At 67.2% G+C, this 22,447-nt stretch carries 20 protein-coding genes; 4 read left to right on the forward strand and 16 right to left on the reverse strand.

What is annotated here, in order from left to right:
- Window positions 1–68 precede the first annotated feature (68 nt).
- The gene (locus tag RI03_RS00120; RefSeq protein ID WP_010214372.1) at window positions 69–1,310 is read left to right on the forward strand and encodes an MFS transporter; all 1,242 of its coding nucleotides are present in this window, start codon (window positions 69–71) and stop codon (window positions 1,308–1,310) included.
- Between the two features lie 435 nt (window positions 1,311–1,745).
- Here RI03_RS00120 and RI03_RS00125 read toward each other — a convergent pair whose 3' ends face one another.
- Together RI03_RS00125 and RI03_RS00130 are read right to left on the reverse strand one after the other, a co-directional pair.
- A complete protein-coding gene (locus tag RI03_RS00125; RefSeq protein WP_010214375.1) occupies window positions 1,746–4,142 on the reverse strand; it encodes a TonB-dependent receptor domain-containing protein in 2,397 nt (798 codons plus the stop codon).
- Window positions 4,143–4,357: 215 nt separating this feature from the next.
- Entirely contained in the window at window positions 4,358–5,434 is a 1,077-nt protein-coding gene (locus tag RI03_RS00130) for a Gfo/Idh/MocA family protein (RefSeq protein ID WP_010214377.1), read from the reverse strand.
- 36 nt (window positions 5,435–5,470) lie between these two features.
- On the opposite strand from RI03_RS00130, the gene RI03_RS00135 reads away from it, so the two are divergent.
- Both RI03_RS00135 and RI03_RS00140 read left to right on the forward strand, forming a co-directional pair.
- A complete protein-coding gene (locus RI03_RS00135) occupies window positions 5,471–6,379 on the forward strand; it encodes an aldo/keto reductase (RefSeq protein WP_081504178.1) in 909 nt (302 codons plus the stop codon).
- Window positions 6,376–7,449, forward strand: coding sequence for an LLM class flavin-dependent oxidoreductase (locus RI03_RS00140; RefSeq protein ID WP_010214380.1), 1,074 nt, complete (start codon window positions 6,376–6,378; stop codon window positions 7,447–7,449). The genes RI03_RS00135 and RI03_RS00140 overlap by 4 nt, the downstream gene beginning before the upstream one ends.
- A gap of 387 nt (window positions 7,450–7,836) precedes the next feature.
- Here RI03_RS00140 and RI03_RS00150 read toward each other — a convergent pair whose 3' ends face one another.
- The 13 genes from RI03_RS00150 to RI03_RS00210 all read right to left on the reverse strand — a co-directional run bounded on the left by RI03_RS00150 (window position 7,837) and on the right by RI03_RS00210 (window position 20,679).
- The gene (locus tag RI03_RS00150; protein ID WP_010214382.1) at window positions 7,837–8,886 is read right to left on the reverse strand and encodes an oxidoreductase; all 1,050 of its coding nucleotides are present in this window, start codon (window positions 8,884–8,886) and stop codon (window positions 7,837–7,839) included.
- Window positions 8,883–9,890 (reverse strand): sugar kinase, encoded by a 1,008-nt coding sequence (locus RI03_RS00155; protein ID WP_010214383.1) that lies wholly within the window; start codon window positions 9,888–9,890, stop codon window positions 8,883–8,885. The genes RI03_RS00150 and RI03_RS00155 overlap by 4 nt, the downstream gene beginning before the upstream one ends.
- A gap of 9 nt (window positions 9,891–9,899) precedes the next feature.
- On the reverse strand, window positions 9,900–11,294 hold the full coding sequence (locus RI03_RS00160) for a cytochrome P450 (protein WP_010214384.1): 1,395 nt from the start codon (window positions 11,292–11,294) through the stop codon (window positions 9,900–9,902).
- Window positions 11,295–11,578: 284 nt separating this feature from the next.
- Window positions 11,579–11,998: a 6,7-dimethyl-8-ribityllumazine synthase gene (gene ribH, locus RI03_RS00165; protein ID WP_010161659.1), complete on the reverse strand. Its 420-nt coding sequence runs from the start codon at window positions 11,996–11,998 to the stop codon at window positions 11,579–11,581.
- Window positions 11,998–13,161: a 3,4-dihydroxy-2-butanone-4-phosphate synthase gene (gene ribB, locus RI03_RS00170; protein WP_010214386.1), complete on the reverse strand. Its 1,164-nt coding sequence runs from the start codon at window positions 13,159–13,161 to the stop codon at window positions 11,998–12,000. Before ribB ends, ribH begins: the two co-directional genes overlap by 1 nt.
- Entirely contained in the window at window positions 13,151–13,780 is a 630-nt protein-coding gene (locus tag RI03_RS00175) for a riboflavin synthase (RefSeq protein ID WP_010214387.1), read from the reverse strand. Before RI03_RS00175 ends, ribB begins: the two co-directional genes overlap by 11 nt.
- A 4-nt stretch (window positions 13,781–13,784) precedes the next feature.
- Window positions 13,785–14,828 (reverse strand): bifunctional diaminohydroxyphosphoribosylaminopyrimidine deaminase/5-amino-6-(5-phosphoribosylamino)uracil reductase RibD, encoded by a 1,044-nt coding sequence (ribD, locus tag RI03_RS00180; protein ID WP_010214389.1) that lies wholly within the window; start codon window positions 14,826–14,828, stop codon window positions 13,785–13,787.
- Between the two features lie 4 nt (window positions 14,829–14,832).
- Window positions 14,833–14,997 carry a hypothetical protein gene (locus tag RI03_RS24425; protein ID WP_238542178.1) on the reverse strand — a complete coding sequence of 55 codons (165 nt, stop codon included), beginning with the start codon at window positions 14,995–14,997 and terminating at the stop codon, window positions 14,833–14,835.
- Window positions 14,998–15,268: 271 nt separating this feature from the next.
- Window positions 15,269–16,789: a hypothetical protein gene (locus RI03_RS00190; RefSeq protein WP_010214390.1), complete on the reverse strand. Its 1,521-nt coding sequence runs from the start codon at window positions 16,787–16,789 to the stop codon at window positions 15,269–15,271.
- The gene (locus RI03_RS00195; RefSeq protein WP_010214391.1) at window positions 16,786–17,421 is read right to left on the reverse strand and encodes a class I SAM-dependent methyltransferase; all 636 of its coding nucleotides are present in this window, start codon (window positions 17,419–17,421) and stop codon (window positions 16,786–16,788) included. Before RI03_RS00195 ends, RI03_RS00190 begins: the two co-directional genes overlap by 4 nt.
- Complete coding sequence (locus RI03_RS00200) at window positions 17,418–18,428, reverse strand: glycosyltransferase (RefSeq protein ID WP_051007218.1); 1,011 nt, start codon at window positions 18,426–18,428, stop codon at window positions 17,418–17,420. The genes RI03_RS00195 and RI03_RS00200 overlap by 4 nt, the downstream gene beginning before the upstream one ends.
- A gap of 156 nt (window positions 18,429–18,584) precedes the next feature.
- A complete protein-coding gene (locus RI03_RS00205) occupies window positions 18,585–19,262 on the reverse strand; it encodes a TonB family protein (RefSeq protein WP_010214394.1) in 678 nt (225 codons plus the stop codon).
- Window positions 19,263–19,350: 88 nt separating this feature from the next.
- Window positions 19,351–20,679, reverse strand: a complete 1,329-nt coding sequence (locus RI03_RS00210; RefSeq protein ID WP_010214395.1) for a glutamate--tRNA ligase — start codon at window positions 20,677–20,679, stop codon at window positions 19,351–19,353.
- A 128-nt stretch (window positions 20,680–20,807) separates the two neighbouring features.
- On the opposite strand from RI03_RS00210, the gene RI03_RS00215 reads away from it, so the two are divergent.
- On the forward strand, window positions 20,808–21,743 hold the full coding sequence (locus tag RI03_RS00215; RefSeq protein WP_010161649.1) for a ribose-phosphate pyrophosphokinase: 936 nt from the start codon (window positions 20,808–20,810) through the stop codon (window positions 21,741–21,743).
- Window positions 21,744–21,929: 186 nt separating this feature from the next.
- Here the strand turns inward: RI03_RS00215 and RI03_RS00220 are convergent, their stop codons facing one another.
- Window positions 21,930–22,445, reverse strand: coding sequence for a sterol desaturase family protein (locus tag RI03_RS00220; RefSeq protein WP_026046327.1), 516 nt, complete (start codon window positions 22,443–22,445; stop codon window positions 21,930–21,932).
- Window positions 22,446–22,447 lie beyond the last annotated feature (2 nt).

The raw sequence follows: 22,447 nt of genomic DNA on the forward strand, positions 1-22,447 counted from the left end.
TCGGGTCTAGCCGAACGCAGCGATATCTGACAACGCTGTCTCAAGAAAAAGACAGGAGTGGAGCGCATATGGCAATGCGAGGCGGCGCAGCCCGGTGGATCATCGTCGCGATGGTGTTCGTCGCGGTCATGCTCAACTATGTCGACCGGCAGATCCTCGCGCTGCTGAAACCCACGCTCGAGGCGCAGTTCCGCTGGTCGGACCAGGACTATGCCAACATGGGCACCGCCTTCCAGATCGCGACCGCGTTCGCGTTCCTTGGCACCGGCTGGTTCCTCGACCGCGTCGGCCTGCGGATCGGGTTCGCGCTCGGGGTGCTGGTGTGGAGCCTCGCGGGGATGGCGCACGCCTTCGCCACTACCGTCCCCGCCTTCTTCGCCGCGCGGATCCTGCTCGGGATCGCGGAATCGGTCGGAACGCCCGCCGCGGTCAAGTCGGCGGCGACCTATTTCAACCACAAGGACCGCCAGATCGCGCTCGGGATCGGCAATACCGCGCCCAATATCGGCGCGATCGTCACGCCCTTGTTCATTCCGGCATTGGCGCTCGCGTTCGGGTGGCAGGCGGCGTTCCTCGTCGCGGGCGGGCTCGGGCTGATCTGGGTCGTCGTGTGGTTCTCGATTCGCGTCCAGCCGGTCGCGCTCGATGCGGTCGCGCCAGCGCCCGTGCCGTGGCTCAAGGTGCTGTGGACGCGCGGTACGCTCGCGATCGCGATCGCGAAGGTGCTGTCGGATCAGGTGTGGTTCTTCATGCTGCTGTGGCTGCCCGATCTGTTCCACCGGCTGTTCGGGATGGAACAGGGCAAGCTCGGCTTGCCGGTAGCGCTGGTCTATGTGCTCGCGGCGTGCGGCGCGCTGACCGGCGGGTTCCTCCCCTCGCGGCTGATGGCGGCGGGGTGGAGCGTGAACCGCGCGCGCAAGGTGACGATGCTGGGGTACGCGCTGCTCGTGCTGCCGGTGGTGTTCGTCCAGAGCGTGTCCAGCCCGTGGTCGGCGGCGTTGCTGCTGGGCCTCGTGCTGTTCGCGCACCAGGGGTTCTCGACCAACGTCTTCGGGGTGGTGACCGACATCACCCCGGCGCGCTCGGTCGGCAGCCGGATCGGGATCGCGGCGTTCTGCGGGAACCTGTGCTCGATCGGAATGATCCAGTTCCAGGCTTATGCGCTCGCGCACGGCTGGGGGTACGGGCCGGCGCTGGCGATCTGCGCGGGGTCGTATCTGACCGCGTTGCTCGCGATTCATCTGCTGATCCCGCGGATCGTGCCGATCGACGAAAGCGAACGCGGGGACGGGCTGGTGGTCGCGCATTGAGGGGGAGGCTGGTTGCATGTTTCGCCCCCACCATCCCAACCTCACCCCCACCCGTTCGTCCTGAGTGGCGACCGAGTAGCCCCTCTTGGGGGCGTATCGAGGGCGCGTATCGAAGGACCGTCACGCGCGGTAACCTGTCCTTCGATACGCGCCCTCGCTACGGCTTCGCCTACTCGGTCACTACTCAGGACGAACGGTGGGAGGTGGCAGGCCGCCGTGTAACCGGGGCCACGGCTGTAACCCGGACTCCCGCCTGCGCGTTAGAACAAGGCGCAGAACCGCTAATCCTCCCCGCGCGGGGAGGGGGACCATGAGCATTTAGCGAATGGTGGAGGGGTTCTCGCCACACGCGTTCCGCTCGCGGAGAGCCCCCCTCCACCACCAGCCTGAAGGAGGTTGGCGGTCCCCCTCCCCGTCCCGGGGAGGATCTAGCATTCAGAACGTCACCCGCCCGGTCACGCCGAAATACCGGTCCGCATCGCGCGGGATCTGGTAGCGATACGCCTGCCCCGCCCCGCCGTTGATGATCGACGCGGCGAAGCTCTGGTCGAACAGGTTCCGCACCTGGAAGGTCAGCTTGTAATGATCGTCCGGCGTGGCCAGCCCGACGCTCAGATTGACCAACCCGTACGCCCCGATCGTCCCCAGCCGCCGCTGCACCGCATCCGCCGAGAACAGCCCGAGCTCGCTGCTCTGATACGACCCTTGTGCGCCGAGGAAGATATCCGCGACCCCGCCGGTCCGCACCCGATAGTCCGCGCTGAGATTGCCCTTCCACTTGGGCGCGAAGCCGAGCGGCGTCCCCGCAGGCACCACCGCCGCGCCAAGCGGCGCGCTGAACCGGTCGACATGCGCATCGGTATAGGCGACGCCGCCGGTGAAGTTCAGGTCGCGGATCGGCCGGAACGTCGCGTCGAGTTCGCCACCCCGCGTCGACACGTCGCCCGCATTGGTGAAGCGCGTGACCACCACGCCCGCGACAAGATCCGGGTTGTTCGCCTGGAAGTTGCGGTACTTCGCATAATAGGCCGCGAGGTTAAGCGTCAGCTTGCCGTCGAAGAAGGTGTTCTTGAGCCCGACCTCATACGAATCGGACGTCTCGGGCGCGATCGTGTTCGTGCCCGTAGCGGTCAGATTGTAGAAGACGTTGAACGCCGGCCCCTTATAGCCGCGCGCAAAGGTCGCATATGCGGTCGACCCGTGGCTGATGTCATATTGCACGCCCGCCTTGCCCGACAGGTTCTCGTTGGTCGCCTTGGCCCGGAACGGGATGCCGTTCGAGACGCCGCCGCCGAGACCATTGTTGTACACGCCCTGGTCGAAGTTCGGGTTGATCCCCGGTCCGGCCAGCGCGGTCACGCGCGAATGGAACACGTCGAGCTGGTCGACCGTGTAGCGCAGGCCCCCGATCAGCCGGAATCGCTCCGCAAGATTGAGCGTGCCCTGGCCGAACAGCGCCATGTTCTTGAACACCGACCCGAAATCGGCGGTGCCGGTGGGCGAGGTCGTGCGCGGCGCACCGGCGCTGCCGCACGGCACCAGCGGGTTGGGGGTCGTCCCCGGCGTCGTGTTGCAGACCACGTCGTTGCGCGTGAAGATCCGCTCGCTCGCCGCGCGCGAATAATAGGCGCCCAGCACATAGGTCAGGAACTGGTGGCCCGGCGAGGTCAGTCGCAGTTCCTGGCTGAACGTATCGCCGGTCTGCGGCCCGAAATCGTGAAGCTGGTTGAACCCGACATAGGCCCCCGGCAGGAAATCGCCGTCGCGGATCTCGGTATTCTTGTAGTTGCGATAGGCGGTGATCGAGGTGACGGTCTGCGTCCCTGCGCTGATGTCCGCCTGAAGCGAGAAGCCGTAGCCGGTCTCCTTGGTCCGCGTCACCAGATCCTGCGCGATGGAGCGCGTATCGGCGCCACGCGGGGTCGGCAGCACGCCCGACGACGGGTTGGTGACGACAGCACCGGTCGCGGTGTTGATCGGCCCGGTGGCGATCACCTCGGCGCAGCAATCGTCGTTGTTGTGGTGATAATCCGCGATGAACGCGAGCTTCACGTTCGGCCCGGCATCCGCATCGACCTGCAGACGCCCGCCATAATGTTCGAAGCCGTTGACGATCTTGTTCACGGCAGTGTTGCGGATGTTGCCGTCGTAATTGGTGTAGAAGCCGGTCAAGCGCGACCGCACGCTGTCGCCCAGCGGCACGTTGATCGCCGCGCGCCCACGATATTCGCTGTCGGTGAAGAACCCCGCCTCGACATAGCCGCCGAAGGTCCGGGTCGGCTTCTTGGAGATGATGTTGATCACGCCCGCGCTCGCGTTCTTGCCGAACAGCGTGCCCTGCGGTCCGCGCAGCACCTCGATCTGGTCGACGTCGACCAGATCGCCGAACGCCTCGCCCGCGCGCGCGAAGACAACGCCGTCGACGACGGTCGAAATCGACGGTTCACCCGCGATCGAGAAGGTCGACGTCCCCACCCCGCGCAGGAACAGCGACTGGTTGAGCGTCGTCCCCGACTTGAGGAAATTGAGCGTGGGAACGAGATATTGCGCGCCCTCGAGGCTGACCTTCCCCTGGCTCGCGAGCGCGTCGCCCGAAATGACGCTGACCGCGACCGGCACGTCCTGCAGCCGTTCGGAGCGCTTCTGCGCGGTCACGATGATGTCGCCGGGGGGCGCTTCGTCGGGGGCATTCGGAACGGGCGCGGTCGATTCGGCGACCGGCGCGGGCTTCTGGTCCGGCGCGGGGGCGGCGGTCTGCGCCCAGAGCGGGGTCGCGGCGAACAGCGCGAAGCCGGCGGCCCCCGCGAGATAACGTCCCTTGGTCATCATCATTCCCTCCCGTGTGCGATATTCCCACTTCTTTGGTGGGTATTGATCTTTTGCGGTCCCGGACACCGCTGTCAGTCTTGCCCGGCGTAAAGCTGCGCTTGTCGCCGTAGTGGCACCTTACCCCACCCGTTCGTTTCGAGCGAAGTCGAGAAACCCGGCACAGCACAGGTTTCTCGACTTCGCTCGAAACGAACGGGAAGAGGCAATCACTTCGTTCCTCAGAACCCCAGCTCCTTCATCTCCACCACGCGCTTCTCGCGCGCGCTGATCTCCGCCGCCGTTCCGATCGCGACCGCGAGCATCCCGTCGCGCGCGGTCACTTCGACCGGCCCCGCGCCGCGCACCGCTGCGTTGAACCGCTGATGCTCGTAGAAGGTCGAGCCGTGATGGCTCCCCGCATCGAGCGCGGCCTGATCGACCTCGACCACGCGCCGCGTCGCCTGTTTGGGATTACGGAACCCGACGCGCGGCGAATGGACCAGCGCGCCTTCCGGAATCAACACGTCGAGCCGCGCCGTGTCGCCGACCGCGGTGATCTCCTCCTGATTCTCCGCGCCATCCGCGAACATCGACAGGTCGAGCATCGCGCGGACACCGTTGGCGAAATCGACGGTGGTGTAGCTGTTGTCGATGATGTCGGGCCGCTCGCCGCCGTAGGTTTCGTCGACATGGTTCACGTCCATCGCACCCGAGCAATAGACGCGCACCGCCTCGCTCTGCGTGATCAGCCGCATCAGGTCGAAGAAATGGCAGCATTTTTCGACCATCGTCCCGCCGGTGTTGCGGTTGAAGCGGTTCCAGTCGGCGACCTTGACGAGAAACGGGAAGCGGTGCTCGCGGATTGACAGCATCTGCAGCCGGCCGATCGATCCCTTGCGGATCTCGTCGATGAACGCGGCGGCGGGCGGCATGTAGCGATATTCCATCGCGGTCCAGAACACGCGGTCGCTGCGGTCTGCGCGCTCCACGATCCAGCGACAGTCGTCCAGCGTCGTCGCGAGCGGCTTTTCGCACAGGATGTGGAGACCGGCGTCGAACAACGGTTCGAGCACGCTGCGATGCGTATAGTTCGGGCTGGAGACGATCACCGCATCGCACAGGCCGCTGCTGGCAAGCGCCTCGACCGAGTCGAACGCGGTCGCCTCGCCCGCACGGTCGCCCAGCGCGTCGCGCGCCCAGCTTAGCGAGCCTTCCGCCGGATCGGCCAGCGCAGTCACCACCGCGCCCGGCGTGATCGCGAGGTTGGTGATATGCTCCACCCCCATCATGCCGGTGCCGACCAGCCCGTAACGCACTTGCTCTGCCAAGGTCTTCGCCTCTATATGACAACGATGTCTGAGATCATTCTTACACCCGAATTGCGTCCGCTCGGCAAGAGCGGATTGATGGTCAGCCCGGTAGCCTGGGGGATGTGGCGCTTCGGCCAGTCCACCGTGGCGGAAGGGCGCGCGCTGATCGACGCGGCGTTCGCGGCGGGCGTGACGCTGTTCGACACCGCGGACATCTACGGCTTCAACGGCACCGACGGGTTCGGCGATGCCGAGTCGCTGCTCGGCAAGGTCTTCGCCGACGACTCCGCCCTGCGGGACCGGATGGTGCTCGCGACCAAGGGCGGGATCCTTCCGCCGGTCCCCTACGACCAGAGTGCCGCCTATCTGACCAAGGCGCTCGAGGACTCGCTGACGCGACTCGGGGTCGGCCAGGTCGATCTCTACCAGATCCACCGCCCCGATATTCTCACGCACCCGCAGGAACTGGCGCGTTCGCTCGAGCAGATGGTGTCGTCGGGCAAGGTCCGCGCGATCGGCGTTTCGAACTTCACGATCCCGCAGATCCGCGCGCTCGAGGCGTTCCTCACAATCCCGCTCGCGAGCCTCCAGCCCGAACTCTCGCCGCTCGAACTGGGGCCGATCGAGACCGGCCTGCTCGATCTCGCGATGGAACGCGACCATGCGGTGCTCGCCTGGTCGCCGCTGGGCGGCGGGCGGATCGGGGCGCCCGAGGATGATCGCTCGAAGGCGGTCGCTGCTGCGCTCGACGTGGTCGCCGAGCAGGCCGGCGTATCGCGCGCCGCGGCCGCTTATGCCTGGATCATGGCGCACCCCGCGCGCGCGATCCCGATCGTCGGCACGCAGAATGTCGCCCGAATCGGCGAGATCGCCGACGTCTACAAGGTCCGCTTCACGCGGCAGAGTTGGTATGACGTGCTGATCGCCGCGCGCGGGGAACGCCTGCCATGACCGACCGCAGCCCGTGCGAGGTCAGCTGGTTCTCGGCGCTGTGCGACGACGATTACGAGTTTCTCGGCGTCCCCGATGCCAGGCTCAAGTCGAGCTGGGAGCATTGCCGCGACATCGTCCTCCAGGCCGAAACCGGCGGATTCGACAATATCCTGCTTCCCTCGGGCTATGCGCTCGGGATCGACACGACCGCCTTCGCCGCCGCGATCGCACCGATGCTCAAGCGGATGGCGCTGCTGATGGCGGTCCGCGTCGGCGAAAGCTGGCCGCCGCAACTCGCGCGCCAGATCGCGACGATCGACCGGCTGCTCGGCGGACGGCTGACGGTCAACATCATCTCGTCAGATATGCCCGGCGAGACGCTCGGCTCAGGCCCCCGCTATGCGCGCACGGTCGAGTTGATGCGGATTCTCAAGACGCTGCTCAACGGCGAATCGCTCGACCATGACGGCGAATTCTGGAAGCTCGAGCTCGATCCGGCGCGGATCGGCACCGTCTCGGGCAAGGCACCCTTGCTGTACTTCGGCGGCCTGTCGCCCGACGCGCGCGATGCCGCTGCGCGCGAAGCGGACGTGTTCCTGATGTGGCCCGACAAGCAGGAAACCGTCGCCGCGATTATCGCCGACATGACCGCGCGGGCCGGCGCTTATGGCCGCACGCTCCAGTTCGGCTATCGCGCGCACGTCATCGTCCGCGATACCGAGGCGGAGGCACGCACCGCCGCCGACCGGTTGTTGTCCAAGCTCGACGCCGCCGAAGGCGCCGCGATCCGCGCAAAATCGCTCGACTCGACCTCCGCCGGGGTCGCCGCGCAGGCTGCGCTCCGGGAGAATGCCGCGGACGACGGCTATGCCGAGGCGAACCTGTGGACCGGAGTCGGCCGGGCGCGGTCGGGCTGCGGCGCGGCGATCGTCGGCGATCCCGATCAGGTGCTCGCTAAGATCAACGCGTATCGCGACATGGGGATCGCGGCGTTCATCCTCTCGGGCTATCCGCATGCCGCCGAAGCCGATCTGTTCGCGCGGCACGTGTTGCCACACATCGATCACCAGCGGTTGACCGCAGCGTAACGCGTCGCCGGGCGATTATCGGCCGAAGGGCGGGCATTCACCGAAGCCGGGCGCTGCGTCCGATGATGCCAAGGGGCGCGACGGCACGATCCGGACGCAATCCTGGAAATCGGATCGTTCCATGCGACGCCGCAATTTCTCTGCAAGCACACGGCCGATCAGTTCGTGGTCGGCCCGGAAAAAGATGGTTCCGTTCATCACGACGCTCCTCCAACGGGGGACATCCTATGGTACAGCGACGAGGTGCCCTCCACCAGCGTTAAACGGAGGGGGTAGGCAAGAGTTCCGCGCTCCGCCTTAAGGTGGAGGTGACGGTCGTCAGGCCACCAGCGACTACAGTCCGGTCATTTCTGCCGGGCGATGCGGGAAAGCCGAGGCGTTCCAGCGCTATACGTCGCCTGGGGGACAGGGAATCGTCCGCCCTTCCCTCGCGCTCTGCCGCACGAGCGCGATCAGGCGCATCACGTCGAGCGCCGCGCCAGCGCTGACCGGTGGTGCCGCTTGCTCGCGGATCGCGGCAGCGACGCCCGCATAATAGGCCCGCCAGTCGCCCGGCTCGCTCGGCACCGTGCGCGTGCTGCCGTCGCCGAGCGTCAGCACGCCATGGTCCGCAACGGCATCGACGCCATATCCCGGATCGCGCGGCGAGCCTCCGCCGCGCAGCACCGCCTCCTGCGGGTCGATCCCGTATTTGACGAAGCTGCCGCTTGTCCCGTGCAGCGCGAACCGCGCGCGCGGTGCGGCGACCAGCGTCGCCGCCGACACGATCACGCGCCGCGCGCCATAGTGCAGCGTCGCCTCGACATAATCCTCGACCGCGGCACCGCCACGCTGACTCGCGAGATCCCCCGTCACCGCCTCCGGCATCCCGAACAGCTCGACCGCCTGGTCGATCAGATGCGGGCCGAGATCGTTGAGCAACCCCGCCCCCGGCGTCTCGCGCCATCCGGTCTTGATCGCCGGGCGGAACCGATCCCAGCGGAATTCCGCGAGCGCGACTTCGCCCAGCACACCTTCGTCGAGCAGGCGGCGCACCGTCAGGAAATCGCCGTCCCAGCGCCGGTTGTGGAACACCGAGAGCATCAGCCGCTGCGCTTCCGCCAGCGCGACCAGCGCCGCGCCATCGGCGGGATCGGTCACGAACGGCTTGTCGATCACGACATGCTTCCCCGCCGCGAGCGCGGCGCGCGCGAGCGGCGCATGCTGCGCGTCGGGCGCGGCGATCACGATCAGGTCGATCGCGGGATCGGCCAGCACCGCCGCGACGTCGCTTTCGACCCGCGCGTCCGGCATCGCCTGCGCGACCGAATCGGCGCGCGACGTCACCACGGTCGTCAGCGCGAAAGCATCGAGCGCGGTGATCAGCGGCGCATGGAACGACGCCCCCGCCAGCCCGTAGCCGATCAGCCCGACCCGGATCGGCGACTCCGCGCTCATCGCCGTACGTCCAGCCCGCCCGCGAGATAGGCGTCGATATCGGCCTGGCGGAACAGACACGCATCCCCCGGCAACGAATGCTTGAGTGCGGCGAGCGCGAGCCCGGTCCGCGCCGCCGCCGCCGGATCGCCACCGCCGCGGAGCGCGTGGAGCACGCCCGCCGCGAACGCATCCCCGCCGCCGATCCGGTCGACGATCCCCGCGATCACCACTTCCTCGGTCTGTGCGCTTGCCTCGCGGGTATCGACCCGCGCGGACAGGCGGTTGAGGTCGACATGCTCGACATGCCGCGCGGTCGACGCGATCGTCGTGAGCCGCGGGAACGCCGCAAACGCCGCCTCGACCGCTTCGCGCCGCCGTTCCTCGCCATCAGAGGAGAATTCGCGGCCGAGCAGCAGCGCAATGTCGCGGTGGTTGCCGAACAACAGGTCCGCCTTGTCAACCAGTTGCATCAGGATACCGCGTGGGTCGCTATCCCACCGCTCCCACAATTTGCCGCGCCAGTTGCCGTCGAACGCGATCGGGATGCCCCGCGCCGACGCTGCCTCCACCGCCGCGATCGCGCTCGCGGCAGGCACCGGCCCGAGCGCGGGCGTGATCCCCGACAAGAGCAGCCGATCGACCCCGTCGAGCAACCGGTCCCAGTCCCACGCTTCGGTCGGCATTTCGGCGAAGGACGACCCGGCGCGGTCGTAGATCACTTCGGTCGCGCGCAGCCCTGCACCCGAGGTCGCGAAATACAGCCCCATCCGGTCCCCGCGCAGCTGGATGTCGCGCGTATCGACCCCCGCGCCGCGCAAATTGGCGATCGCCGCGCGCCCGAGGTCATTGTCCGGCACCGCACTGGCGAAGGCGACGGCGTGCCCGAGCCGCGCAAGCGCCCCCGCGACATTCGCCTCGGCCCCGGCGACCCACACGTCGAGCTTGGGCGTCTGCATCAGGAGTTCGCGCCCGGGCGGGGACAGCCGCAACAGGATCTCGCCGAAGGCCAGGAGCTTCATCATGTCGTCCTTTTACGTGTCCGCGGGGCGACCGGGTGCCAGCGGCACGAAGCGCAAGGGCAACCCGTCCTTGGGTCGCGGGATTGGCCAGGCTTGCCATTCCGCCCCCGCATCCTCCTCCAACGCGATTCGGTACCGACTTAGCAAGTGCGTCAGCAAAATTCGGATCTGCATCGTTGCGAAATGGAGCCCCAGGCACATATGCGCGCCCCCGCCGAACGGCACCCACGCATATTTGTGCCGCGCGCGGACCGCCTCGGACGTGAAGCGCAGCGGGTCGAACCGCGTCGGCTCGGGCCATAGCTCGGGCATCATGTGCGTATAGGCGACGCTCACGCTCACCGTGCTTCCGGCGGGAATGTGATAGCCGCCGAATTCGAAGTCCTTGACCGCGCGCCGCGGCAACGACGGGACCGGCGGAATCATTCGCAGCGCTTCCTTGAACGCCATGTCGGTCAGCTCCAGCCGGTCCAGCTGGCCATAGGGCAGCGCACCCTCGTCGTTGAGACCGAGCCCGGCGATCTCCGCGCGCAGCTTCTCCTGCCATTCGGGGTTGCGCCCGAGCAGCATGACAAGGCTGGTCGCGGACGAGGTGATCGTGTCGTGCGCCGCCATCATCAGGAAGTTCATATGGTCCGCGATCGCATCCGCCGACAGCGGTTCCCCGTCATCCCCGGTCGCGCGGCAGAATTGCGAGAAGAAGTCCTGCCCTTGCCCCGCCCGCCGCGCCGGAATCTCGCGCTTGAACAGGTCGATCAGATAGGCACGCGCCTTGACGCCCTTGCGCATCTGCGATCCCGGCAAGGGTATCCGGATCGGCGTGATCGACGCTTGCACCTCGTCGACGAACGCCTGGTTGATCCGGTTCGCCTCTTCCCCAAGCGGCATCCCGAGGAAACTCTCGGCGGCGAGATCGAGCGTCAGTTCCTTGATCGCATCGTAGAAGCGCAGCGGCCGATCGCCCCAGGTCGCGACTTCGCGCGCGATCCCGGCGTTGAGCGTCTCGGCATAATGCCGCATCGGCTCAGGCTTGAACGCGACCGCCATGACCTTGCGGTCGGCGCGGTGCTTCTCGAAATCCATCAGCATCAACCCGCGCGGGAACAGCAGGTTGAGCAGCGGCCCCCACCCCTGTTCGGACGAGAACACGCGGTCGCGGTCGAACAGCACGAGTTCGTTCGCTTCCGCGCCGACCAGCGTCACGGTCGGGCCGCCGAACGCATTGTTGCGGAACACCGGGCCATAGGTCGCGATCATCCGCCGCCCGAACGCGCCGGGATCGCGCAGCATCCGGAAGGTGTTGCCGATGAAAGGAAGCCCATCCTCGCCGGGAATGGCACGGATCGCGGATTGCTTCTGGCGGGGCAGCCAGTGCGGATTGGCCTTGAACGTGTGGGCGTATGCCATCGTGTCGCTCTCCCCGCTTATTGACACCGGTATAAGTAAGCGGGGGGATGGTGGGAAGGCCTCCTCTGATACGCTTCCCAAGCGAAGACTGTTCTCCCCTTGATTCACTCCCCCGGCGAAGGCCGGGGCCCAGGAGCGCAACTTGAGAAGTTCATACACTGTGCCCCGTTACCAGAGCCTGTGCGACTGGGCCCCGGCCTTCGCCGGGGAAGCATAGTGTGGGGGGAGTGGGGAAGCGGAGTAAGGGGTGCAGAATACAGAGTGCTGTAGAAACCACGCTCGGCTCAGCCGAACCGCTCCTTGAGCGCGATCATCGCAAGCGCGGCCTTGGCAGCTTCCCCGCCCTTGTCCTTTTCGTCCTTGCGCGCGCGCGTCAGCGCCTGCGCTTCGTTCTCGGTGGTCAGGATGCCGTTGCCGATCGCGAGCCCGTCCATCGACAGTGCCATCAGACCGCGCGCGCTTTCGCCCGCGACGATCTCGAAATGATAGGTCTCGCCGCGGATCACGACGCCCAGCGCGACGAAGCCGTCATACTGGTCGCTGTCCGCCGCCAGCGCGACCGCGCCGGGGATCTCGAGCGCGCCGGGGACGGTGATCGTCTCGTGGCTGTGCCCCGCCTGCTCGATCGCGGCGCGCGCGCCCTCGAGCAGCAGGTCGTTGAGATGCTCGTAGAAGCGCGCTTCGACGATGAGGATCTTGGCCATTATTCTCCGCCCGTGCCGGGGATGGGACGTTCGTCGACGATCGACAGGCCATAGCCCTCGAGCCCGACGAGCGCGTGATGCGTGTTGGTCAGCAGGACCATTTCCTCGACCCCGAGCTCGGCGAGGATCTGCGCGCCGACGCCGTAATCGCGCAGTTCCTCGACCTCGGGCGCGCCCGCGCCCTTGCCTTCGCTGCGCAGCTTGATGAAGCGCGTGACCGAATCCTTCATCGGGCGGTTGATCACGACGATCACGCCGGTCCCCTCTGCCGCGATCGCCTCCATCGCGCCCGACAACAGGCCCGAGCGCTGCGACTGCTCGCCAAACATGTCGACGAAATAGGAGGCGGTGTGCATGCGGACCAGCGTCGGCTTGGTCGGGTCGATCCGGCCCTTGACCAGCGCGATCGTCTCGTCGCCGGTCGCCTTGTTGTGGAAGGTCATCGCCTTCCACTGCCCGCCCCATTTCGACTCGAACGCCATTTCGGCGCGCTTCTCGACGAGATGGTCGTGGCGGCGGCGATAGGCGATCAGGTCACGGATCGTGCCGATCTTGAGGTTGTGGAGCTGCGCGAAGCCGACCAGGTCGTCGAGCCGGCTCATCGTGCCATCCTCGTTCATGATCTCGCAGATCACGCCCGACGGATTGAGCCCCGCGAGCCGCGACACGTCGACCGCCGCCTCGGTATGCCCCGCGCGGACCAGCACGCCGCCGTCGCGCGCGACCAGCGGGAAGACGTGGCCCGGCGTGACGATCTCGTCCTTGCCCTTGGACGAATCGATCGCGACCGAGATGGTCCGCGCGCGGTCGGCGGCGGAGATGCCGGTGGTCACGCCGTCGCGCGCCTCGATCGAGGTGGTGAAGGCGGTTTCGTGCCGCGTGCCATTGTGGCGGCTCATCAGCCCGAGGCCGAGTTCCTCGACGCGCTTCTTGGTCATCGCAAGGCAGATCAGGCCACGGCCATGCTTGGCCATGAAGTTGATCTTTTCGGGCGTCGCCATCTGCGCGGGGATGACGAGGTCGCCCTCGTTCTCACGGTCCTCGTCGTCGACCAGGATGAACATCCGACCGTTCTTGGCCTCGTCGATCAGTTCTTCCGGCGAAGACAGGAAGCCATGGCGCAACCGCGCGACTTCGGGACCGGACGTCGGGTTAACGGCCACGATAATGCTCCATACGCTTGAGATACCGCGCCAGCACGTCGATCTCGATGTTGATCGGCGAACCGGCATGAAGACTGCCGAGCGTGGTGACCGCGGCGGTGTGCGGGATCAGGTTGATCCCGACGAGCACGCGATCCTCTTCGTCCTCGACGCTGTTGACGGTGAGCGACACGCCGTCGAGCGTGATCGACCCCTTGGGCGCGACGAACGGCGCGATTTCGGGACCCGCCGCCACGACCACCCGGAGCGACCCGCCCTCTGTGGTCATCGAGACGATCTCGCCGATCCCGTCGACATGGCCCGTCACGATATGCCCGCCGAGCTCCTCGCCCAGTTTCAGCGCACGTTCGAGATTGAGCGTCGCGCCCTCGGTCCATTGCCCCGCGGCGGTGCGCGACAGCGTTTCGCCCGAGACGTCGGCGGCGAACCACCCGCCGGGCGAGTCCGCGTCTGCATTGACGCCCTTGTCGACCACCGTCAGGCACACGCCCGAGCACGCGATCGACGCGCCGAGATCGACCCCGCTCATGTCATAGCCGGTCGCCACGATCACGCGAAGGTCGCCGCGTTGCTCGATCCGGTCGATCGTGCCGATGTCGGTAATGATCCCGGTGAACATCGCTCTATCCTCTTGCGCCCGGCGTTGCCGCGGCGGTGCGGGTCCTTACGCGCCCCCTTACGCGTTCGTAAACCTCGAGCCGGTCGCTGCCAAGGGTACGCGCATCGGTCAAGGCCCAACGGCCATGCGCGTCGGCCAGGTCGGTCAATCCGATGTCGGGCAACGTACGCCCGCCGCCCACCAGGATCGGCGCGCGATACAGCAACAGGCGGTCGACCAGATCGGCGGCGAGGAACGCGGCGGCGGTTGCCGGACCACCCTCGACCAGCAGGTGATCGACCGCGTCCAGCGCGCCGATCGCCTCGGGCGCGCCAAGGTTTTCCCAGCCGGCCGAATCGCCGTCGGCGGGCGCGAACGCAGGCGTGCGCGACAGGATGACGCGGCGGGGCGACCGCTCGGCCAATCCCTCCAGCCGGACGTCGAGCGTCGGCGAATCCGCGTCGATCGTCGCGCGTCCGACGAGAATCGCCTCGTGCCGCGCGCGTTCGAGATGCGCATGCCCGCGCGCAGCCGCGCCGGTGATCCATTTGCTCGCGCCCGAGTCGAGCGCCATCGCCCCGTCGAGCGACAGCGCGAGCTTGAGCGTGACGTGCGGGCGCTGTTCGGACAGGCGGGTAAGGAAACCGGCGATCTGCGCGCGCGCCGCCGTCTCGCCCGTGCCGACGTCGACGATGATTCCCGCGTCGCGCAACCGCGCGATCCCCGCGCCATTGGTCCGTGCGTCGGGATCTTCCAGCGCGACGACGACGCGCGCGACGTTCGACAGGATCAGCAGATCGGCGCAGGCCGGACCGCGCGGCGAAACATGCGCGCACGGTTCGAGCGTGACATAGACAGTCGCGCCGCGCGACTTTTCACCGGCCTGCGCGAGCGCCATCGCCTCGGCATGCGGGCGCCCGCCGGGTTGCGTCCAGCCGCGCCCGACGACCTTTCCGCCCCCGCTTCCCGGCGCAACGATGATGCAGCCGACATTGGGGTTGGGCGCGGTCCGCCCGCGACCGCGCGACGCGAGCGCGAGCGCCGCGTCGATCCAGCGGGAATCGTCCATGCGATCAGATGCCCCAGGCCTTCAGCCCGTCGTTCACCTTCTTGAACTGCGCGCGGCGTTCCGCCTTGAGCCGCTCGAGTTCGGCGTCCTGCTTGGCCTTCTCCACGCTGTCGATCTTCTGCTGCGCGATGATCTGCGCGTTGGTCCGGTCGAGCCGCCAGTTCTGCACGTAGATGATGTCACGGTGATACGGCTTGGCGGGATCCGCGATTCATAGATCACGCCCATGATCATCACGTACGTCAGCGCGAGCGCGACCCCCATGAAACCAAGCTGGTGCGGTCGCCGCGTCGTCACGAAGGAGCGGACATCGCGCCACGCCTGCCGGGGCGAGAAATATTGCAGGAGCTTCATGACCCGAAGATAGGCGCGCCCGGGGGGCGGCGCCAGTCCCGCGCGGGACCGTGACCGTCATCCCGCCCGCCGATGCTGCCTTTTCCCTAGCGCGGGAGGTGCAGCACCAGGTCGTGATACCGTTCGCGGCGGGGATAGGCCGCATCGATCGCATCCGCGACCACCGGATTGTAGCGTTCGTCGTAAAGCCGGTCTCCGCGATCCCCGACGGTCGCGAAGAACCCGAACTTCCCCGCGCGGACGAGCCGGGCGAAACCGGCTTCGTCGTAAAGGCCCGCGTGGCCGAGCTCCGCGGCGATCGCAGGCTCCCACCGCACCGGCTGGCCGCCGCGGATCAGCAGCACCATGTCATCCGACACGACCGGACGCGTCGACCGCGCGATCCGCTCGACCACCGGCGCGTAGGAGCGCGACAGGTCGTTCGGCGTGCCGGCGACCAGGATGTGATACGCCTGGATCGGTACCCCGACCGCCATCATCGCGACGAGCAGCAACGATGGTCGCCGACTGCCGGTGAATACCGCCTCCACCAGCGGCACGACGCCGATCCCGACGAAGGCGACGGCGGCGTAGAGCCATTCGATCAGGTAATTGTCGTTGCTGCCGGACTTGAGGATCGTCGGCAGCATCGCGGTCTTGAGAACAAGGAAGGCGAGCATCAGCAACGCCGCGAACGCACCCGGGTCGGCCGCCAGTTTCAGGCGCAGCGCCGCGACGGTCGGGGACCGCAGGTTCCGACAGACCGCTACGACTCCCAGAGCGGCAATCGTCAGGATGCTGATGTGGACCAGAATCGCGAACGCCACGATCTGCGCGCGCGACAGATCGGGCCGGTTCAGATTGTAGAGCAGCGTATGCCGCAGGAAACCGCCGTGGCTCATCACGCTCAACGCCGCCAGGATGCCAAGCCCGAGCGCTGCGCACCATCCCAGCAGCGTCCACGCCGCACGCGGCCGGGCAAGCCACAAAGCGACGAACGCCACGGCGGGGGCCGCAATCGACGTCTGCTTGGTATAGATCGCCAGCACGAAGCACAGCGCCGCCAGCGCAAGCCGAAGCGGACGGGTCGCGGCCCCCGGCGTCAGCGCGAGACCGGCGAGCGAAAACGCGCCCGCCAGCATGTCGACTCGCATCAGGCTCGACCAGTGGAGGATCGGCGGGGACAATGCGAGGCATCCCCCCGCGATCGCCGCCGCCAGCAACCGCACGCGACGCGGTTCCTGCGCCGGGATCATCGCAAAGGCGAGACGCCCCACCAGCCCGATCGAGACGAGCGTCGAGAGCAACGAAACGATCCGGCCGGTCGCGAGCCCGTCGCTGCCGAACGCCTGCGCGACCGCGCCGACGACGACGTGATAGACCGGCGGATAATGATAGACGATCGCGGGGAACACGCCGAGCGGCGCATAGCCCGCGCCCGCGACGATATTGATCATCTGTTGCCAGACGATCCCCTCGCCATAATCGAGATCATACGCATAATGGACCGCGCGCAACCCGGTAGCGATCAGCCGGACGAGGTCGAGTGCGAGTAGCGTGACTGCTACCGCGACCCCGAACCGCAGCGCCCACAGCCGCCAATCCCGCCGCGACGTCGCCGCGATCACCGGGGGCGTGCCACGACGAGCATCTGCTTGCCCATCGGCTTCACCGGCGAGGCGAGATAGGCGCCGATCAGCCACGGCCACACGGGAAGCCGCGACTTGACCGTCAGCGGCAGGAAACGCGGGCGCACCTCGGTTACTTCCCAGCCATGCGCGGTCAGCAGGTCGGCCAGGCTGATGTGCGAATAGACCGCGACATGCGTGTAATCGTCGAAATACTCGCGGTACGCGTAGCGGTAATTCGGCTGCAGGATCGTCAGCGTGCCACGCGGCGACAGGGTGCGCCGGATTTCGCGCAAGGCGATGACGAACGCATCCTGCGGCAGATGCTCGAACAGGTTGGAGGCAAAGGCGAAATCGACCGTCCCACCGGCAATCGCGCCGAGCTCGGTCACGGGGGAGACGATTGCCTCGACCCCGGGCGCGACATGGTCGGCCAGCCCGGCCCAGGTGTCGACCGCGATCCGGCGGCGCGCGGTGACGCTGTTGATGAAGTCGCCATAGCCCGCGCCGAGATCGAGCACGCACGCGTCGGCGGCGATGCGGTGGCGGAAGACATAGCGCCACAACGCCCGCCACACCGCCCCGCGGCGGTGGTCCTCGGTCAGCCGGGATGCGTGATAGTCGCCGCTCATGCGAAGCGCTTCCAGTCCGACAGCAGGCCGTAGATCATCCGCGTCCCCACCGCAAAGCCGCGCCAGTTGTTGACGTTGCCGCCCTTGCTGAGTCCGATCCGCGCATGGAAGGTGATCGGGCATTCGAGCAGCAGCAAGCCACGGCGGAGCACGGTATCGAGGAAATGCGCGTTGAACTCGAGGTTCACCGCGGGGTTGAGATGCGGCAGCAGCGCGATCAGCGCGTCGCGACGGCACAGCTTATAGGTCGTGCCGACATCGGTGATCGTGCCACGCCCCAGATGCTTGGCTTCCAGCAGCTTCCCCACGAACAGATTGCCGTAATACATGAAGACGGTCAGCTGGGTGAGATACTGCCGCAACGGCTCGACGATCCGCGAGCCGTTCACGACATCGGCATGCGGGGCATAGGCCAGCAGCTTTTCGACGTCATACGCGCGGAAAGTGCTGTCGCCCTCGCACAAGACGACGAATTCGGTGTCGTCGAACTTCACCGCCTCGCTGAGGCAGCGATACACGCAGCGCCCATAGCCCGGTGCCGCCTCGTTGAACGTCAGCGCGCCAGCCGCCTCGGCCCGCTCGAACGTCGCGTCGTGGCTGTTGTTGCTGACGACGATGACGCGCTCGACCAGCGGATGCGCGAGGAAATCCTCGACCGCGCCGGCGATGCTGTCCTCGTCGTTATACGCCGTCAGCGCGACGGTGACGCGCCGTCGCTTCACCGGAATATAGCGCACCGGGACATCGGGCTTCTTGTGCTGGTGCATGTAGAGCAGATCGAACAACGCCAGCACGATGCCGATCATGATCGGTACGCCGCTATACCACACCAGCCATCCCGCGACCGGATCGAGCAGCGCGTGGAGGTTGAGCAGATAGCGCGGGAAAACGAGTAGCACGCCCGTCACGTACATCGCCATTCCGGCGACGAAACACAGCACGCCGTACAGCAGGAACGGCGTGTCGAGCGGATGACTCACGGCTCGGTTCGGGGGAAAACCTGTCATTTCGCGCTTCCTGGTCGCGCCACTGGTCGAACCGGTGGCACCCATGGTCTAGGAAGCAATGGTTAACGATATGGCCTTGGCGCCAGGCCGCACCGGCGCTTTCCGGCGCCGGATGCGGACCGATATCGCGTGGCGGCGCCGACGCTGCCGCCGACCTTATTCCTGCCCGAGCTGGAAGCGCACTGCCATCTGTTGCCACGCCTCGACCGCGACGCCGTCGCGCGTTGCGGGCGTGAAGCGCCATCTGGTCAGCGCCTGGCGGCGGGTCGCTTCCAGAAACGCGGGCGACGCGGCGATGATTGCCTCGACCTGCTTCACCCGCCCGTCGGTGCCGACCAGCACGCGGACGACGACGCGGCCCTCATGCTCGGCGAGGCGTTCGTCGGCGGGATAGGCGGGCTGGAACGAGTCGCGATAGCGCGAGTCGATCCGGGCTGCGGTCAGGACCGGCGGAGGCGGCAGCGGGATCGTACCGGTGGTCCCGGTCTCGCCCGTGTTTGACGCCGTACCGCCCATCGGCGGAAGATCGATATTGACCCCGGTGAGGCCGCTGGTGGTCATCGGGATCGGCGGATCGGTGACCTCGACGTGATCGATCGGTTTCGGCGTCATCGTCCTGTGCAGCGCGGCGGGCGGTTGCGGTTTGGGATGTTCGGGCGGGGGCGGATCGGTCGGGAGCGGGATGTTGGTCGCCTCGATCGTCGGGACGATGTGCTGCACGAAATGCGGTGCGGTCAGCGAAAGCCCGAACAGCAGCACGCCGCTTGCGCCAAGCGCGAAGGCGACGCCGCCCGGATTGAGTCCGCCGGGCCGGGAATAGCGTTCTGCATACATGCGCTCATCTCCACCTAAGACCGCCCGGTCTCTGCCGGGGCTGTGGAGGATGTTACATCATAACCTTTACGGCGCAAGAGACATTGTCTCATGTCGCAACCAAGCGTTCCCGCGCACGATCCTGTCCGATCAGCGGCAGCAGCGTCTTCATGTCCGGCCCGTGATCGCGCCCGGTCAGCGCGCGGCGCAGCGGAAGGAACAGCGCCTTGCCGCTCCGCCCGGTCTCGGCCTTGAGCGCGGCGGTCAGCGCGTGCCACGGGTCGGCATCCCAGGCGATGACGTTGGTCATGCGCGCCGCCGACTCGAGGAAATCGGCATCGGCAGGGTCGCGCTCCGCGGTGATCGGGCCCTCGATCACGCGCCACCAGTCGGCGGCTTCCGCGACGGTCGCCAGATTGGGCCGCACCGCCGCCCATTCCGCTTCGCCCATCCCCGCCGGAAGCCGCTCGGCGACATGCGCGAAATCGAGCTGATGGACGATCTTGGCGTTGAGTCCGGCAAGTTCCGCCTCGTCGAAGCGCGCGGGCGCGCGGCCAAACCTGGCGAAGTCGAAGCTCTCGACCAGCGCTTGCGTCTCGACCAGCGGCTCGACCGGCAGGCTCGTCCCGATCCGCGCGAGCAGCGCGCGCACCGCTTCGGGTTCGATCCCGATCTCGCGGAAATGCGCGACGCCGAGCGAGCCGAGCCGCTTGGACAATTTGCCTTCCGCCCCCGTCAGCAGCGCCTCGTGCGCGAAGGCGGGTGCCGTCACCCCCATCGCCGTGAACATCTGCAACTGGAGCGCGGTGTTCGAGACATGGTCCTCGCCACGGACGACGTGCGTGATCCCCATCTCGGCATCGTCGATCGCGGAGGGGAGCATGTAGAGCCACGATCCGTCGGCGCGGCGGATCACCGGGTCGCTCATCGTCGCGGCATCGAACTTCTGGGCCCCGCGGATCAGGTCGTCCCACACGATCGGCGTGTCGTGGTCGAGCTTGAAGCGCCAGTGCGGCTGGACGCCCCCGGCCGCGAGCGCCGCGCGATCCGCGTCGCTCAGCGCGAGCGCGGCGCGATCGTAGATCGGCGGCAGCCCGCGCCCCGCCGCGATCTTGCGCTTGAGGTCGAGCTCCTGCGCCGTCTCATAGGCGGGATAGACCCGACCCGCCGCGCGCAACGCCTCGAACCGCGCCTCATAGAGCGCGAACCGCGCCGACTGCCGTTCCTCGCCATCGGGCACGAGCCCGAGCCACGCCAGGTCCGCGCGGATCGCGTCGACGAAGCGTTCCTCGCTGCGCTCCGCATCGGTATCGTCGATCCGCAACCAGAATTCCCCGCCCTGCGCACGCGCCCACAGCCAGTTGTGGAGCGCGGCGCGGATGTTGCCGACGTGGAGGTGCCCGGTGGGCGACGGGGCGAAACGGGTGCGGACGGTCATCCCTCCGGCCTACGCAGCCCCGCGCGCCGGGGCAAGCGCGCGACGCTTTGTCCCCCGCCCCCTTTCGCGATCCGCCCCGCGCTTCTAAGGGAGTCGCGATTTTGTCACGCAGTAAAGGGCGACCGCACATGAAACTTCTGACCGGGAACGCCAATCTGCCCTTGGCGCGCGACATCTCCGCCTATCTCGAGATTCCGCTGACCCAGGCGAGCGTCCGCCGCTTCGCCGACGAGGAAGTGTTCGTCGAGATCCACGAGAACGTCCGTGGCGAGGATGTCTTCGTGCTCCAGTCGACCGGCTATCCCGCGAACGACAATCTGATGGAATTGCTGATCTGCATCGATGCGCTCAAGCGCGCGTCGGCGAAGCGGATCACCGCGGTGGTGCCGTATTTCGGCTATGCCCGCCAGGACCGGAAGCCCGGCCCGCGCACGCCGATCTCGGCCAAGCTCGTCGCCAACCTCATCACCGTCGCGGGCGCGGACCGCGTGCTGTCGGTCGATCTTCATGCCGGGCAGATTCAGGGGTTCTTCGACATCCCGACCGACAATCTGTTCGCCGCCCCCGTGATGTCGGCGGATATCCTGACGCGCTATGGCGACCGCAACCTGATGGTCGTCTCGCCCGACGTCGGCGGCGTGGTCCGTGCGCGCGCGCTCGCCAAGCGGCTCGACAATGCCCCGCTTGCGATCGTCGACAAGCGGCGCGAGCGCGCGGGCGAGTCCGAGGTGATGAACATCATCGGCGAGGTCGAGGGCCGCTTCTGCATCCTGATCGACGATATCGTGGACTCGGCGGGCACGCTGTGCAACGCCGCCGCCGCGCTGAAGCAGGCGGGCGCCGAGGGGGTCGCGGCTTACGTGACGCACGGCGTGCTGTCGGGCGGCGCGGTGGCACGGGTCGAAGGATCTGCGCTCGAGGAACTGGTGATCACCGACTCGATCGGGACGCACGAGGTGATCAAGGACGCCAAGCGAATCCGCAACCTGACGATCGCGCCGCTGCTCGCCGAGGCGATCCGCCGGATCGCGGACGAAAGCTCGGTGTCGTCGCTGTTCGACTGAGGGTCGGGGTGACCCCGTCCCCACTTCCGTCATGCTGAACTTGTTTCAGCATCCACCGTGCAACAGGCATAGCCCGGACTCGCGGAGGGCTGGATCCTGAAACAAGTTCAGGATGACGGACGGTTTTGCAGAGGTCTTGCCTCCCTGCGGATGCCGGAAGGAGAGAGTGCGCGGCCCCGAAAACGCTCAGTGAATCGGATCGCGCTGCCGCCCCGGCGCCCGCACGCCCGCCCGCTGGCGCCGCTTCAGCTCCGCCTTCAACGCCTCGGGCCGCTGCGCGACGAGGAACCCGAAGCTGACGCTCCCCTCCTTCGTCTCGACCACGTGATGCAGCCGGTGCGCCTGGACGATCCGCTTCATATAGGTGGACTTGGGCAGATAGCGCGTCGGCAGCCGGCGATGCACGATGATGTCGTGAAACCCGAAATAGATCGCGCCATAGGCCGCGACCCCGGCCCCGATCCACACACAGCCCGGCCACCAGCCAAGCTGCAACCCGCCGAAGATCAGCAGGAACGAGGGCACCGCAAAGATCGCGGCATACCAGTCGTTGAGCTCGAACGCGCCGGTCCGCGGCGCATGGTGGCTCGCGTGGAGGAACCAGCCGACCCCGTGCATGATCCAGCGGTGCGCCGCATAGGCGAACGCCTCCATCCCGACGACGGTTACCAGACACAGCGCGAGGCCGAGGATCCACGACATGA

The organism is Sphingomonas sp. PAMC 26621 (assembly GCF_000251145.1).
Classification (GTDB): domain Bacteria; phylum Pseudomonadota; class Alphaproteobacteria; order Sphingomonadales; family Sphingomonadaceae; genus Sphingomonas.